The sequence below is a fragment of the Pseudomonas zhanjiangensis genome (genome assembly GCF_041027545.1).
Taxonomy (GTDB): Bacteria; Pseudomonadota; Gammaproteobacteria; order Pseudomonadales; family Pseudomonadaceae; genus Aquipseudomonas; species Aquipseudomonas zhanjiangensis.
In genome coordinates this window covers 26,109-40,239 of sequence record NZ_JBFTEG010000012.1, presented here as the reverse complement: position 1 = coordinate 40,239, position 14,131 = coordinate 26,109, and the positions used below count along the sequence as shown (strand labels likewise).

Annotated in this window: 14 protein-coding genes; 4 read left to right on the top strand and 10 right to left on the bottom strand. The window is 67.6% G+C overall.

What is annotated here, in order from left to right:
* The first annotated feature begins 71 nt into the window (after positions 1 to 71).
* Both AB5S05_RS15190 and AB5S05_RS15185 read left to right on the top strand, forming a co-directional pair.
* Positions 72 to 518 (top strand): hypothetical protein, encoded by a 447-nt coding sequence (locus AB5S05_RS15190; protein WP_438943583.1) that lies wholly within the window; start codon positions 72 to 74, stop codon positions 516 to 518.
* A gap of 27 nt (positions 519 to 545) precedes the next feature.
* Positions 546 to 1,325 (top strand): YdcF family protein, encoded by a 780-nt coding sequence (locus tag AB5S05_RS15185; RefSeq protein WP_369288363.1) that lies wholly within the window; start codon positions 546 to 548, stop codon positions 1,323 to 1,325.
* Positions 1,326 to 1,356: 31 nt separating this feature from the next.
* On the opposite strand, the gene lnt is transcribed toward AB5S05_RS15185, so the two are convergent.
* From lnt to miaB, 5 genes are all read right to left on the bottom strand, one after another.
* The gene (lnt, locus tag AB5S05_RS15180) at positions 1,357 to 2,877 is read right to left on the bottom strand and encodes an apolipoprotein N-acyltransferase (RefSeq protein ID WP_369288362.1); all 1,521 of its coding nucleotides are present in this window, start codon (positions 2,875 to 2,877) and stop codon (positions 1,357 to 1,359) included.
* Between the two features lie 147 nt (positions 2,878 to 3,024).
* Positions 3,025 to 3,864 carry a CorC family transporter gene (locus tag AB5S05_RS15175; RefSeq protein ID WP_369288361.1) on the bottom strand — a complete coding sequence of 280 codons (840 nt, stop codon included), beginning with the start codon at positions 3,862 to 3,864 and terminating at the stop codon, positions 3,025 to 3,027.
* 32 nt (positions 3,865 to 3,896) lie between these two features.
* A complete protein-coding gene (ybeY, locus tag AB5S05_RS15170; protein WP_369288459.1) occupies positions 3,897 to 4,358 on the bottom strand; it encodes an rRNA maturation RNase YbeY in 462 nt (153 codons plus the stop codon).
* Positions 4,348 to 5,352 (bottom strand): PhoH family protein, encoded by a 1,005-nt coding sequence (locus tag AB5S05_RS15165; protein WP_369288360.1) that lies wholly within the window; start codon positions 5,350 to 5,352, stop codon positions 4,348 to 4,350. Before AB5S05_RS15165 ends, ybeY begins: the two co-directional genes overlap by 11 nt.
* Before the next feature lie 132 nt (positions 5,353 to 5,484).
* Positions 5,485 to 6,828 carry a tRNA (N6-isopentenyl adenosine(37)-C2)-methylthiotransferase MiaB gene (gene miaB, locus AB5S05_RS15160; protein WP_369288359.1) on the bottom strand — a complete coding sequence of 448 codons (1,344 nt, stop codon included), beginning with the start codon at positions 6,826 to 6,828 and terminating at the stop codon, positions 5,485 to 5,487.
* Between the two features lie 129 nt (positions 6,829 to 6,957).
* Here miaB and AB5S05_RS15155 point away from each other — a divergent pair, with 129 nt between their 5' ends.
* Positions 6,958 to 7,281 (top strand): DUF1820 family protein, encoded by a 324-nt coding sequence (locus AB5S05_RS15155; protein ID WP_369288358.1) that lies wholly within the window; start codon positions 6,958 to 6,960, stop codon positions 7,279 to 7,281.
* Positions 7,282 to 7,393: 112 nt separating this feature from the next.
* On the opposite strand, the gene AB5S05_RS15150 is transcribed toward AB5S05_RS15155, so the two are convergent.
* The 5 genes from AB5S05_RS15150 to AB5S05_RS15130 all read right to left on the bottom strand — a co-directional run bounded on the left by AB5S05_RS15150 (position 7,394) and on the right by AB5S05_RS15130 (position 11,443).
* Positions 7,394 to 7,942 (bottom strand): tetratricopeptide repeat protein, encoded by a 549-nt coding sequence (locus AB5S05_RS15150; protein WP_369288357.1) that lies wholly within the window; start codon positions 7,940 to 7,942, stop codon positions 7,394 to 7,396.
* Between the two features lie 92 nt (positions 7,943 to 8,034).
* The gene (locus tag AB5S05_RS15145) at positions 8,035 to 8,691 is read right to left on the bottom strand and encodes a DUF6962 family protein (protein WP_369288356.1); all 657 of its coding nucleotides are present in this window, start codon (positions 8,689 to 8,691) and stop codon (positions 8,035 to 8,037) included.
* Positions 8,691 to 9,980 (bottom strand): glutamate-1-semialdehyde 2,1-aminomutase, encoded by a 1,290-nt coding sequence (hemL, locus tag AB5S05_RS15140; protein WP_369288355.1) that lies wholly within the window; start codon positions 9,978 to 9,980, stop codon positions 8,691 to 8,693. Before hemL ends, AB5S05_RS15145 begins: the two co-directional genes overlap by 1 nt.
* A 28-nt stretch (positions 9,981 to 10,008) precedes the next feature.
* Complete coding sequence (gene thiE, locus AB5S05_RS15135) at positions 10,009 to 10,635, bottom strand: thiamine phosphate synthase (protein ID WP_369288354.1); 627 nt, start codon at positions 10,633 to 10,635, stop codon at positions 10,009 to 10,011.
* A 13-nt stretch (positions 10,636 to 10,648) separates the two neighbouring features.
* Positions 10,649 to 11,443 carry a bifunctional hydroxymethylpyrimidine kinase/phosphomethylpyrimidine kinase gene (locus AB5S05_RS15130; RefSeq protein ID WP_369288353.1) on the bottom strand — a complete coding sequence of 265 codons (795 nt, stop codon included), beginning with the start codon at positions 11,441 to 11,443 and terminating at the stop codon, positions 10,649 to 10,651.
* Between the two features lie 264 nt (positions 11,444 to 11,707).
* Between AB5S05_RS15130 and AB5S05_RS15125 the strand changes: the two genes are divergently transcribed.
* Positions 11,708 to 14,089: a hybrid sensor histidine kinase/response regulator gene (locus tag AB5S05_RS15125; RefSeq protein WP_369288352.1), complete on the top strand. Its 2,382-nt coding sequence runs from the start codon at positions 11,708 to 11,710 to the stop codon at positions 14,087 to 14,089.
* Positions 14,090 to 14,131 lie beyond the last annotated feature (42 nt).

Genomic DNA, 14,131 nt, shown 5'->3' with positions numbered 1-14,131 from the left:
CCGACCGCCCGGAAGGTGGCCGCTAAGCTTGATATATGGGCTGTCCAACCGAGCCCGTGAGGGGTTTTACTATGGGAGAGTTGCGCAGAGCGCAGGGAAGCGGTGGTTTGTACGAGCGGTTGTTGCAGCGTCTGGCCCTGGCCCTGGATGAAGCGGAAAGCGATGAATGCCAGTCCGCAGGTTCGGGGTGCGAGCTGGAGTTGCGTGATCTGACCCTGGCCGAACTGGAGCTGATTCGCGCCTATCAGGCGCGCGACCTCAACTGGCTGCGCGGCTGGCATGCCGCAGCAGAGGAGTTGGCGGTGATCGAGCATTGGCCAAAGCAAGCGGTCAAGCGCCGCCCGCTCGCCAGGCTCTCGGCCCACCGGCAACTGACCAAGTCCAAGCCATTGACTTCGCAGCGGGTTCAGCTCTGTTGCGCCCTCTGTGGAGTGGTCGCCGACTGGCAGGCGACTGACGCTGTGCACGCCTGCCGGTCCTGCGGTTCGCAGCTTTTCCGAGCGAGAAATCCCCGCTAGGCTCCGCGCACCCGATGGAGGTGCGTGATGCCGATTCGCTACATCCTCAAGCAACTGCTGATGCCGCCGGGCGGGCTGTTGCTCCTGCTGCTGGCGGCCTGGTGCTTGCGCAGGCGCTTTCCGCGCCTGGCTGCGGGCTGCTTCGTCGCGGCTGTGGCGGGGCTGTGGCTGCTGAGCCTGCCGGTCACCGTGGAGTGGTCGGCGCGCCTGCTCGAGCGCGAGCCCGCCATGGCCGAGGCGCGCTGGCCGGCACTGGCTGGCCAGGTCGATGCCATCGTGGTGCTTGGCGCCGGACGCGAACGGGACGACCCGGCCTGGGGTGGCGATCAGCCCAGTCCGCTGGCGCTGGAACGCTTGCGCTATGGTGCGCGCCTGGCCAAGGCCAGCGGCCTGCCGTTGCTGATCAGCGGTGGCCTGCACTTCGGTCAGCCGCCCAGCGAGGCCGCGTTGATGGCGCAGGTGCTGGAGCGTGACTTCGGGGTGAAGGCGCGCTGGCAAGAGGGGCGCAGCCGGACCACCTGGGAAAACGCCGTCTACAGCGCCGCGCTGCTCAAGTCGGCCGGCATGGAGCGGGTCCTGCTGGTCACCCAGGCCTGGCACATGCCGCGGGCGCGGTGGTGTTTCGAGCAGCAAGGGCTGGCGGTGATGACGGCGCCGCTGGGCTTTCTCGGCGTGGCCAATGGCCGCCCTGTCGGCGGTTGGCTACCCGAGGCCAAGGCTCTGTGGCAGAGCGGCCTGTTGCTCAACGAGGCGCTCGGTCTGCTCGCCTACCCGTTGTTCTACGGCGCAGAGTCGGGCCGCGAGTAAGCGGCCCGCGCCGGCTGGGCGCGGGGTGTGTTCAGAGGGTCTTGGCCATGCGGCTGGCCAGCAGCGCCCAGGCCAGCAGCAGGGCGCAGAGAATCAGCAGCGGCCAGGAGCGATACTGCAGGTAGGGGGTGAGCCGCTGCATGGGCACCACCTCGCCGTACAGCACGCCCTGCTGGAACTGCGGCAGCTGCGCGCTGACTCGGCCGAAGGGGTCGATCAGTGCGGTCATGCCGTTGTTGGTGGCGCGGATCATCCAGCGTCCGGCCTCGAGGGCGCGCATCTGCGCCATCTGCAGGTGCTGCAAGGGGCCGATCGAGCGGCCGAACCAGGCGTCGTTGCTCACCGTCAGCAGCAACTGGCTCTGCGCGGCGAGGCCGGCGGCGAACTCGGGGTAGACCACTTCGTAGCAGATGTAGGTGGCAACCCGGTAGCCCTTGGCCCGCAGCAGGGCCTGGTCGTGGCTGCCTCGGGCGAAATCCGACATCGGCAGGTCGAAGAAGGCGATCAGACCGCGCAGCAGCTCCTGCAGCGGCACGTACTCGCCGAACGGCACCAGTTTCTGCTTCAGGTAGTCGCCGCCGCCCTCGCCGAACACGCTGACGGCGTTGTAGTAGCGCGGCTCGCCGCGATCGTTGGCCTGGCGGATGGGGACGCCGGTGATCAGTGCGGCCTGACGTTCGCGGGCGAAACGGTCCATCACCGCCAGGTAGCCGCCGGCCTGTTCCTTGAGCACCGGCACCGCGGTTTCCGGCCAGACGATCAGGTCGCTGGGTTGGGCGCTGAACGTCAGGTCGCGGTACAGCGCCAGCTGCGCATTGAGCTGGGCCGGATCCCACTTGAGGTTCTGCTCGACGTTGCCCTGTATTGCCGCGACCTTCAGTGGCGCGCCGGCGGGGCTGGTCCAGGCATGCTGCTTGAGGGCGAGGCCGGTGATCCAGGGCGCCAGCAGCAAGACGATACCGGTGATGAGAAAGGCCTTGCGTGCGCGCAGCTGGGGCAGGTTGACCAGCAGCGCGGCGCTCAGCGCCAGGACGAAGGAGATCAGCCAGGCGCCGCCCAGGGGCGCCAGCCCGGCCAGTGGGCCGTCGAGCTGACTGTAACCGGCATAGAGCCAGGGGAAGCCGGTGAGAAACCAGCCGCGGAAGGCCTCCTGCGCCAGCCACAGGGCGGCAAACGCCAGGGTATCGGCCAACGGCGCCTCGCTGCGGCGTAACCAGCGCGCCCAGAGCCAGGCGGCCAGGGCGAAGAACAGGCCCAGACCTGCCACGAAGCCCAGGGTCAGCAGGGCCGCCAGGGGCGGCGAGGCGGCGCCATAGTCATGGATGCTGACGTAGACCCAGCTGGTGCCGGCGGCGAACAGGCCGAAGCCGTAGCACCAGCCGCGTGCTGCGGCCTGGCGGGGTGCGAGCTCGCGCAGGCCGAGGTAGAACAGGGCGATGGAGACCAGGGCCAGTGGCCAGAGGTCGAAGGGCGCGAGGGCCAGCGGGGTGATGGCGCCGGCGAACAGGGCGATCAGGTTGCCCGGCCAGCCGGAGCGAGTTATCCAGTGCATCGCGTGCAGATCCTTGGATTGGGGTGGCGCAAGGGTAGAGCGGAATGCCGGGAGGGGGAAGCTGGGCCGGCGCGAATCCGCGCAAGCCCCGGCCGGTTGCGCGCTGGGGGGCAGGCCGGGCGCCGGACGCGCGCCGGCCTGTGCGCCTCAGCGGCTGACCGGGCTCAGGCGCAGCAGGTGGATGCGCCGGCTGTCGGCGTTGAGCACGCGGAAGCGGAAGTCGCCGATCTCGGTCACCTCGTTGCGCTTGGGCAGGTGGCCGAAGGCGCTCATCACCAGGCCGCCGACGGTGTCGAACTCGTCATCGGAAAACTGGGTGTCGAAGGCCTCGTTGAAGTTGTCGATCGGGGTCAGCGCCTTGACCAGGAAGTCGCCGCTGGGCAGCGGCTTGACGTAGCTGTCCTCCTCGACATCGTGCTCGTCCTCGATGTCGCCGACGATCTGCTCGAGCACGTCTTCGATGGTCACCAGGCCGGCGACGCCGCCGTATTCGTCGACCACCACCGCCATATGGTTGTGGTTGGCGCGGAACTCGCGCAGCAGCACATTGAGGCGCTTGGATTCGGGGACGAAGGTCGCCGGACGCAGCAGGTCCTTGATGTTGAAGCCCGTCTGGTCATCCTGCAGCAGCAGGGGCAGCAGGTCCTTGGCCAGGAGGATGCCGATGACGTCGTCGAGGCTTTCACCGACCACCGGGTAGCGCGAGTGGGCGGCCTCGATGATCGACGGCAGGAACTCTCTGGGCGTCTGGCTGGCCTTGATGCTGATCATCTGCGAGCGCGGGATCATGATGTCGCGCACCTGCAGGTCGGCGACCTGGATGGCGCCCTCGACGATGGCCAGTGCTTCGCTGTCGAGCAGTTTGTTCTGGTGCGCGTCGCGCAGCACCTCGAGCAATTCCTGACGGTTTTTCGGCTCGTGAGCAAAAGCCTGGGTCAGCTTGTTCAGCCAGGACTTCTGCTCGTTGCTCGATCGGTCTTCGCTCATGGGGGGTACTCGGGGTCCTTGCTCGTGGGCAGTCATTCGTCGTCGGCATAGGGGTCGGGATGACCCAGCTCGGCGAGCAGTGTTCGTTCCAGTGCTTCCATTTCCTCGGCCTCGGCGTCCTCGATATGGTCGTAGCCGAGCAGGTGCAGGCAGCCGTGAATCACCAGGTGCGCCCAATGCGCCTCCAGGCTCTTGCCCTGTTCGCCGGCTTCGCGCGCGACCACCGGGGCGCAGATCACCAGGTCGCCGAGCAGCGGGATATCCAGCATTTCGTCAGGAACGTCGGCCGGGAAGGACAGCACGTTGGTCGCATAGTCGCGCTGGCGATAGGTGCGATTGAGCTCGCGGCCCTCGGCCTCATCGACCAGACGGATGGTCAGCTCGGAGTCGGCGCTGCGCTGGCGCAGGGCCAGTTCGCACCAGGCGTGGAATTGCGCCTGGCTGGGCAGCTGGCCAGCCTGGCTGGCCAATTGCAGGTCGAGTTCAACCATGATCGCTGTCCTGCTCGTCGTCGACCTTGCCGTGCAGGCGGTTGTCGTGTCGCTCGTAGGCTTCGACGATGCGCTGCACCAGGGGGTGGCGCACCACGTCCTTGGGCTTGAAGTGGGTGAAGCTGATGCCCGGCACCTCACGCAGCACGTCGATCACGTGGGTCAGGCCGGAGCGGGTGCCGCGCGGCAGGTCGACCTGGGTGATGTCGCCGGTGATCACCGCGGTCGAGCCGAAGCCGATGCGGGTGAGGAACATCTTCATCTGTTCCATCGTGGTGTTCTGGCTCTCGTCGAGGATGATGAAGCTGTTGTTCAGGGTGCGCCCGCGCATGTAGGCCAGGGGGGCGATCTCGATCACCTGGCGCTCGATCAGCTTGGCCACCTGCTCGAAGCCGAGCATCTCGTAGAGCGCGTCGTACAGTGGGCGCAGGTAGGGGTCGATCTTCTGCGCCAGGTCGCCGGGCAGGAAGCCGAGCTTCTCGCCCGCCTCGACCGCAGGGCGCACCAGCAGGATGCGGCGCACCTGCTCGCGCTCCAGGGCGTCCACCGCGCAGGCCACGGCCAGGTAGGTCTTGCCGGTGCCGGCCGGGCCTATGCCGAAGTTGATGTCGTGCTCGAGGATCGACTTGACGTAACGCTGCTGGTTGGCGCCGCGCGGACGAATGGAGCCCTTGCGGGTGCGCAGGGTGATGCCGGGCTCGGCATTGGGATTGCCCAGTTCTTCGATGCCCGATTCCTGCAGGAACAGGTGGACCAGGTCCGGCGACAGCTCGGTGGTCTTGGCTTCGCGGTACAGCCGGCGCAGCAGCTGTTCGGCGGAGGTGGCCTGGGCCGGGGCGCCGATCAGCTCGAACTGGTTGCCGCGGTTGCGAATTTCCACGCCCAGACGCTGTTCGATCAGGCGCAGGTGCTCGTCGAATTGCCCGCAGAGGTTGGCGAAGCGGCGAGCCTCAAAGGGCTCGAGGATGAAGCGATGGGGTTCTATGGGTGCGTTCAAGGTCGTCTGATGGCCGCCAGTCGGCAGGGGTTGTGAAAGGAAGAATAGCGCTAGCCGAACGGCGGGGGAAGCTCGGACGACTGCGGCTTTGGTCGCGCGCCGGACGGGTCTCTGCCCGCCCGGCGGCGGCAGTTAGTCGTCGGCCTGCTCGCCCAGCAGGCTGCCGCGCAGCGAGTGGGGCAGGGCGTCGTCGATATGCACGTCGACGAACTGGCCGATCAGGCGCGGGTTGCTCGAGCGGAAGTTGACCACCCGGTTGCTCTCGGTGCGGCCCTGGAGCATGCCCGGGTCCTTCTTCGAGTAGTCGCTGACCAGGATGCGCTGGATGCTGCCGACCATCCGTCGGCTGTTCTCGAAGCCCTGCTGGTTGATGCGGTTCTGCAGGATCTGCAGGCGCTGTTTCTTCAGCTCCTCCGGGGTGTCGTCGGCCAGGTCCGCGGCCGGGGTGCCGGGGCGGGCGCTGTAGACGAAGGAGTAGGAGAAGTCGAAGCCGACCTCCTCGACCAGTTTCATGGTCTGCTCGAAGTCCTTCTCGGTCTCGCCGGGAAAGCCGATGATGAAGTCCGAGCTGATCAGGATGTCCGGCACCGCGGCCTTCAGCTTGCGGATGCGCGACTTGTATTCCAGGGCGGTGTGGTTGCGCTTCATTGCCGCGAGGATGCGGTCCGAGCCCGACTGCACCGGCAGGTGCAGGTATTTGACCAGCTCGGGAATCTCCGCGTGGGCCTGGATCAGCGCGTCGGAGAACTCCAGCGGGTGGCTGGTGGTGTAGCGGATGCGGTCGATGCCGTCGATCGCCGCCACCGCATAGAGCAACTCGGCGAAGTCGGCGATGCGGCCATCGCCGGTCTCGCCGCGGTAGCCGTTGACGTTCTGGCCGAGCAGGGTCACCTCGCGCACGCCATTCTCGGCCAGGTGAATGATCTCGCCGAGCACGTCGGCCAGCGGTCGGCTGACTTCCTCGCCGCGGGTGTAGGGCACCACGCAGAAGGTGCAGTACTTGCTGCAGCCCTCCATCACCGAGACGAAGGCGCTGGGGCCGTCGACGCGCGGCTCGGGCAGGCGGTCGAACTTCTCGATTTCCGGGAAGGAAATGTCCACCTGCGGCGACTTGGTGCTGCGCGCGGCGTCGATCATCTCTGGCAGGCGGTGCAGGGTCTGCGGGCCGAATACCACGTCGACGTAGGGTGCGCGGTCGCGGATCGCCGCACCTTCCTGGCTGGCCACGCAGCCACCGACGCCGATCACCAGGTCGGGGTTGCCCAGCTTCAGCTCGCGCCAGCGGCCGAGCTGGGAGAACACCTTGTCCTGGGCCTTCTCGCGGATCGAGCAGGTATTGAGCAGGATGACGTCGGCGTCTTCCGCGCGCTCGGTGACTTCCAGTGCTTGATGTTCGCCCAACAGGTCGACCATGCGCGAGCTGTCGTACTCGTTCATCTGGCAGCCATGGGTTTCGATATAAAGCTTCTTGGTCATGCGTGCTCAAAGGGTGATTCGAAGAACCGCGCATTATAGTGGCCGAAGGGCCGGCTTCCTAGCATTGCCTGCCCGGTGGCTGTGCTATGATTTGCGCCCTCTTTTCTTCTTCAGTCCAGACCGTCATCCATGAGCAAGCGCGAGCCTATCTACAAGGTGATTTTTCTCAACCAGGGCCAGGTGTACGAGATGTACGCCAAGCAGATCTTTCAGAGCGATCTGTGGGGCTTTCTGGAGATCGAGGAGTTCGTCTTCGGTGAGCGTACCCAGGTGGTGGTCGACCCCAGCGAAGAGAAGCTCAAGGCCCAGTTCGACGGCGTGGTGCGCAGCTTCGTGCCGATGCACGCGATCATCCGCATCGACGAGGTGGAGCGCCTGGGCACGCCGAAGATTAGCGAGGCCAAGGGCGGCGGCAACATCATGCCGTTCCCCATGCCGATGCCGGACAAGTAGTTCGTTGTAGGGTGGGTACCGCCCGTTCTGCGCAGCAGCCTTCTGGTCAAGCGTGGCCCGTGGAAATCGCCTTGCGCTCTTCCAGGGAGCGGCCAGCCGTGGGCCAACCGGCCTACGGCAGCGGGGCGAAGGGTGACTGGCTGTCGGCGGCCTGCAGCTCCAACAGGTAGTCGCGGAAGATCTCGCCGAGCACCTGGGTGGCGATTTCCAGTTCGTCGCGCTGCATTCGCTCGGCGACCAGGTCGGCGCCGTCCATCGCTTCGTCCGAGCCGTTCACCGCAGCCATCTTCAGTACGATATAGGCCTGCACGTTGTTGGCCGGCACCCCTTCGCCGCGATAGAACATCATGCCCAGGCGGTACTGCGCCTGGGCATGGCCCTGCAGCGAGGCCTGTTCGAACCAGCTGAGCGCCTGGGCCAGGTCACGGGGTGTGCGGGTATCGTCGTAGTAGAACTCGCCCAACTCATACTCGGCTTGCGGGTCGCCATTGCGGGCGGCCTGCTGGCAGGCGCTGAGGGCGTCGGGAAGGTCCTCCGGGGCGGTATTCAGCGAGCAGCTGCCGGTGGCGGGGATCAGCAGGGTGTTGCCGCCCGCGGATGCGAGTAGCGGCAGTAGAAGCAACAGGCAGCCCAGGGAGAGGCTGCGGCCGGTGCATTTCATGGAAATCCGTGTACCTCAGGAAGCAGGGCGGGCATAGCGCCCGGCCGGCAAGACACGCCGGCGCCTGCATTATGAAATAAGCCGGGCCGCTGTTACAAAGCCTTTGCCGGCTTTTCTCCCGCGCGCTCTTCTGGCATGGCCCCGGGCAGGGCCAGCAACAGGCAGGCGAGCAGCGGGTAGGCTGCTGCCAGCAGGACATGAAACAGGTCGACGCGGTGCCGCGGGCCAATAGTCCCCGAGCTGCCGACTGTCAGCCCGGCCAGCAGCAACAGCCCGGCGGCAGCGGCGCCGGCCAGCGGCGGTGTGCGCCTTGGCCACTGCACCGCGCCGGCATAGAGGATCAGCAGCAGGGTCGCCAGCTGCAGGCCCAGGCGGTAGTGCTCGAGCAGCTGCAGTTGGCGGAACAGTTCGAAGAAGGCGCACAGCCCCAGCAGCAGTCGTCCCCAGTTCGGTCGGCTCCAGGCCCAGCCGCGCGCCAGGTTCAGGGCGGCCAGGCCCAGCAGCGGCAAGCCAAGAAAGGCGCTGGCCTGGGTCAGCCACAGGTGCGCGGCTTGCCAGTCGGGGTCGAGACCGTAGCGGATGGCGCCGAGGCCGGCCGCACCCGCCGGCAGGAGAAAGCCGAGCAGGGCGCAGAACAGCGCGGGCTGGTCGGCCTCCGGGTAACGCGCGCGGGCTTTGCCCAGGGCGATGGCGCAAGCCAGGCAGGCCAGCGCCAGCAACCCGTCGGACAGGGCCGTGCTGTACTGCATCAGGCGTTCTTCAGCTGGGCGAAGGCGCGCTCGGCAGCGTCCAGGGTGATCGCCAGCTCGGTCTCGCCGTGGGCGATGGAGGTGAAGCCGGCCTCGAAGGCGCTTGGCGCCAGGTACACGCCCCCCTCCAGCATCAGGTGGAAGAAGCGCTTGAAGCGCTCGGCGTCGCTGGCCATGACATCGTCGAAGGTGACGATGGCGTCGGCGCCGCTGAAGTACAGGCCGAACATGCCGCCGGCCTGGGTGGTGACGAAGGGAATGCCCGCCGCGTCGGCGCGGTCCTGCAGGCCCTGCAGCATGCGGCTGGTGTAGTCAGCGAGCTCGGCGTGGAAGCCCGGGCTGCTGATCAGCTTGAGGGTGGTCAGGCCGGCGGCCATGGCCAGCGGGTTGCCCGACAGGGTGCCGGCCTGGTAGACCGGGCCGAGCGGGGCGATGCACTCCATGATCGTCCGCTTGCCACCGAAGCAGCCGACCGGCATGCCACCGCCGATGATCTTGCCGAAGGTGGTCAGGTCCGGGGTCACCCCGTAGTGGGCCTGGGCGCCGCCGAGGGCGACGCGGAAACCGGTCATCACCTCGTCGAAGATCAGCACCACGCCGTGCTGGTCGCACAGCCGGCGCAGGCCTTCGAGGAAGCCGGGTGCCGGTGGCACGCAGTTCATGTTGCCGGCCACCGGCTCGACGATGATGCAGGCGACCTGCTGGCCGACTTCGCCGAGCATCTTTTCCACCGCGCCGATGTCGTTGAACGGCAGGGTCAGGGTGTGCTGGGCGAAGGCCGCCGGCACACCCGCCGAGCTGGGCACGCCCTGGGTCAGCAGGCCGGAGCCGGCCTTGACCAGCAGGCTGTCGGAATGGCCGTGGTAGCAGCCCTCGAACTTGATGATGCTGTCGCGGCCGGTGAAGCCGCGGGCCAGGCGGATGGCGCTCATGGTCGCCTCGGTGCCGGAGCTGACCATGCGCACCATCTCCATCGACGGCACCAGCTCGCAGACCAGGTCGGCCATCTCGGTCTCCATGGCGGTCGGTGCGCCGTAGGACAGGCCGTGCTCCAGCTGCCGGCGTACCGCGTCGAGCACGTCCGGGTGGCTGTGGCCGAGGATCATCGGGCCCCAGGAGCCGACATAGTCCACATAGCGCTTGTCATCCTCGTCGGTGACGTAGGCGCCGGCGGCGTGCTTGAAGAACAGCGGGGTGCCGCCGACGCTCTTGAAGGCGCGCACCGGCGAGTTGACGCCGCCGGGAATGTGTTTCTGGGCGTTGGCGAAGAGGATTTCGGAGCGGGACATGGCAGGGCCTCTCAAATTTGCAAAGCGGTTATTTCGTGGCGAACAGGTCGCTGAAGGCGCGGGCGCGGCGTTCGACCTCGGCGGCCGAGTCGGCGGCGAACAGGGCGTGAACCACGGCGACCAGGCCGGCGCCGCGGGCGATCAGGCCGGCGGCGTTATCCAGGGTCACCCCGCCGATGGCGACGATCGGCAGGTTGAGCGCGCGCTTGGCGTCTTCCAGCAGTTCGACCGTGGCGGCGGGGGCGCCGGGCTTGGTGTTGGAGTCGAAGAAACGGCCGAAGGCGACGTAGCTGGCGCCCTCGCTGGCGGCCTGTTCGGCCAGTTGCAGCTGGGCATGGCAGGTGGCGCCGATGATCGCCTGGCGTCCGAGCAGAGCGCGGGCGGCGGCCAGCGAGCCATCGCCTTGGCCCAGATGCAGGCCGACGCCCAGGCGCGCCGCCAGCTCGGCGTCATCGTTGATGATCAGGGCCGCGCCATAACGCTCGCACAGGTCGCGCAGGGCCTCGGCCTCGCGCAGGCGGCGCGCCTCGTCGCTGGACTTGTCGCGGTATTGCAGCAGGCTGGCGCCACCCTTCAGCGCCGCTTCGACATAGGGCAGCAGGCGCCCGGCGAGCAGCTGGCTATCGGTGATGGCGTACAGGCCGCGTAGTTTCATCGGGAGTGCTCCATCAGCAGAGGTCCAGCGGCAGGCGGCGCGGGATGTATTGGCCATGGCCGGGTCGTTCGGCGTCGCGCAGGGTGCGCCAGGTGTAGTCGAGGGCGAATTGCACGGCGCTTACCAGTTCCTGGCCCAGGGCCAGGCGGCCGGCCAGGGCGCTGGCCAGGGTGCAGCCGGAGCCGTGGTAGCTGCCGGGCAGGCGCTGGCAGGTGAAGCTGTGGCGGCTGCCGTCGCGCGAATAGAGACGATTGTGCACCTCGCGCTCGTCGCCATGGCCACCGGTGATCAGCAGGTGGCGAATGTAGGGCAGCAGCTTCTCGGCGCATTCATCGGCGCTGCCCTCGGGCAGCTCGGCGAGAATCCGCGCTTCCGGCAGGTTCGGCGTGGCGATGTGGGCGACCGGGAACAGGCGCTCGCGCATGGCGTAGCCGACGTCGTCCTGGCCCAGGGCGCCGCCGCCGCCGGCGCGCAGCACCGGGTCGCAGACCAGCGGAACGCCGGGCAGCCGCTGCACCAGCTCCAGCACGGTGTCGACCATGGCCACCGAGCCGAGCATGCCCAGCTTGAAGGCGGCCACCGGCAGATCGGCGATCACGGCGCCAGCCTGGGCCAGCACCCAGTCGCGCTCGAGCACGCGAAAGTCGGCGACGTTGACCGTGTCCTGCACGGTCAGCGCGGTGACGGTCGGAGCGGCATGGCAGCCCTGGGCGAGCAGGGCTTCGATGTCGGCCTGCAGGCCGGCACCGCCACTGGGGTCATGGCCGGACAGGCAGAGTACAACGGGGCGGGAGGTCGGTGTTTTCATGGTGCGCGAGCTTACCATCAATCGCCGCTTTTGGCCGGCCCTGCCCGTGCCCCGGCGGCGGAGTCGGGCGCTCGCCCGGTTGTCCTCCGTGGCGTGGGAAAAGGCCCGGCGCTGGCGCTGGCGGGGCTGAGCGCAGCGGCGCTTTTTCGACTCCCGGGCTGTGCTAGAGTGTCGGCCATTCAATTAGCCAGGCCATGGGCGGCCGCGTGACACAGGAGGCGTCGGGCTCTCCGTCATGGCCCGACATCGCCTCTGTGGGGCCGCATGCGTTACCTGCTGATCATCCTCCTGGCCGCCTGGCCCGTCTTCGCCAGTGCCCTGGTCTTCGACGAGCACACCCGCGTGTTGCCCCTCGGCCAGGCCATATCGGTGTTCGAGGACGTGCGCGGCGATGCGACCATCGACGAGATCACCTCGCCCGCGCTGCAGGCCAGCTTCCGCACGCATGAGCAGGCGGTGTTGAATGCCGGCTATTCCCGCTCGGTATTCTGGCTGAGCCTGGACCTGGAGTACCGCCCGCAGGCGCTGACCGAACGGCAGACCTGGCTGCTGGAGGTGGCCTACCCGCCGCTGGATCATCTGGAACTCTACCTGGACGACGGCCAGGGCCACTTCCGCCTGGCCCAGAGCACCGGCGATGCGCTGCCGTTCGCCAGCCGGCAGATCAAGCAGAACAACTACCTGTTCGCCCTCGAGCTGCAGCCGAACCAGCCCAGGCGCGTCTACCTGCGCGTGCACAGCCAGGGCTCGATCCAGGTGCCGCTGAGCCTGTGGTCGCCCACCGCCTACCTGGAAGAGCAGCCGGGACGCATCTATGTGCTGGGGATCATCTATGGCGTGCTGTTGGTGATGCTGATCTACAACCTGTTCATCTTCCTCAGCGTGCGCGACACCAGCTACCTCTATTACATTCTCTATATCGCCTCGTTCGGCCTCTACCAGGTCTCGGTCAACGGCGCCGGCATCGAGTACTTCTGGCCCGACAACCCCTGGTGGGCCAATGTCTCCACGCCCTTCCTGATCGGCTCGGCTGCCCTGTTCGGCAGCCAGTTCGCCCGCAGCTTCCTGCATACCGGCGAGCACAGCCCCTGGGTCGATCGCATCCTGCTGCTGCTGATGGCCTGCGGCGCCGTGGTGATGGTTCTGGCGCTGACGGTCAGCTATGCCGTGTCCTTGCGCCTGGCCACCTCCCTGGCGCTGGCCTTCACCGTGGTGATTTTCGTCGCCGGGGTGCTCGCCTGGCTGCGTGGCATGCGCGTGGCGCGCTACTTCATCATCGCCTGGAGCGCCTTTCTCGCCGGCGGGGCGATCAACAGCCTGATGGTGCTCGGCTACCTGCCCAACATGTTCCTGACCATGTATGCCAGCCAGATCGGCTCGGCCCTGGAGGTCGGCCTGCTGTCGCTGGCCCTGGCCGACCGGATCAACGCGATGAAGGAAGAGCGCACGCGCATCCTGCGCGACGCCAGCCACAAGCTCGAGGTGTTGAACCAGGAGCTGGCCGACAGCAATCGGCTGAAGGATGAATTCCTCGCCACCGTGACTCACGAATTGCGCACGCCGATGAACGGGGTGATCGGCTCGCTGGAACTGATGCAGACGGTCGACCTCGACGTCGAGCTGGCGCAGTACCAGAAGACCGCGGCCAGTTCGGCGCGGGACATGATGCGCATGGTCAACGACATCCTCGCCCTGGGCGAGCTGCAGGCCGGCAAGCTGTACCCGCTGCGCGAACCCTTCAGCCTGCGCGGCATGCTCGATGGCCTGCGCGTGCAGTACGCACCGCGGGCCGAGGACAAGGGGCTGCGTTTCGTCCTGGAGCTGGACGAGAGCCTGCCGGACACCGTGGAAGGCGACGGCGCCAAGCTGGCACAGAGTCTCGGCTACCTGCTCGACAATGCCATCAAGTTCACCGCCCAGGGCGAGGTGCGCCTGCGGGTGACCCGTGCCGGCAAGGAGGGCGATGGCCTGCCGCTGAGCCTGGAGGTGATCGACACCGGCATCGGTTTCAGCGTGCCGCGCGAGGCCTCGCTGTACCAGCGCTTCCGCCAGCTCGATGGCTCCATGACCCGCGAATACGGCGGCCTGGGTATCGGCCTGGCGATCTGTCGGCAGCTCACCGAGCTGCTCGGCGGCAGCCTCGACCAGCAGTCGCAGCCCGGCCAGGGCAGCTGCTTCCGCCTGAGCCTGCCGCTGGGGCTGCCGGCTGCCGGGCTGGTGCGCTCGCTGCCGGCGCGCCGCGCCCAGGCCCAGGCCCTGCGTCACGCCGAACAGTGCACGGTGCTGATCGTCGAGGACAACGCGATCAACCAGCTGGTGATCCGCGGCATGCTGCTCAAGCTCGGCTACCGGGTGCGCACCGCCGACAACGGCGCCGAGGCCCTCGAGGTGCTGCGCCGCGAGTCGGTCGATGCGCTGCTGCTGGACTGCCAGATGCCGGTCATGGACGGCTTCGCCACCTGCCGGGCGCTGCGCGCAATGGACGGCTGCGCCGAGCTGCCGGTGCTGGCGATCACCGCCCACAGCCACAGCGGCGACCGCGAGCGCTGCCTGGCGGCGGGGATGAGCGACTACCTGGCCAAACCGGTGAAATTCGACGAGTTGCGCGGCCTGCTGCACGACTGGGTGCTGTGTCGCCAGGCGTAGGCGGCCGCGCCAAGGCTTGTCCGTTTTAGCGGCAGTTCTGCT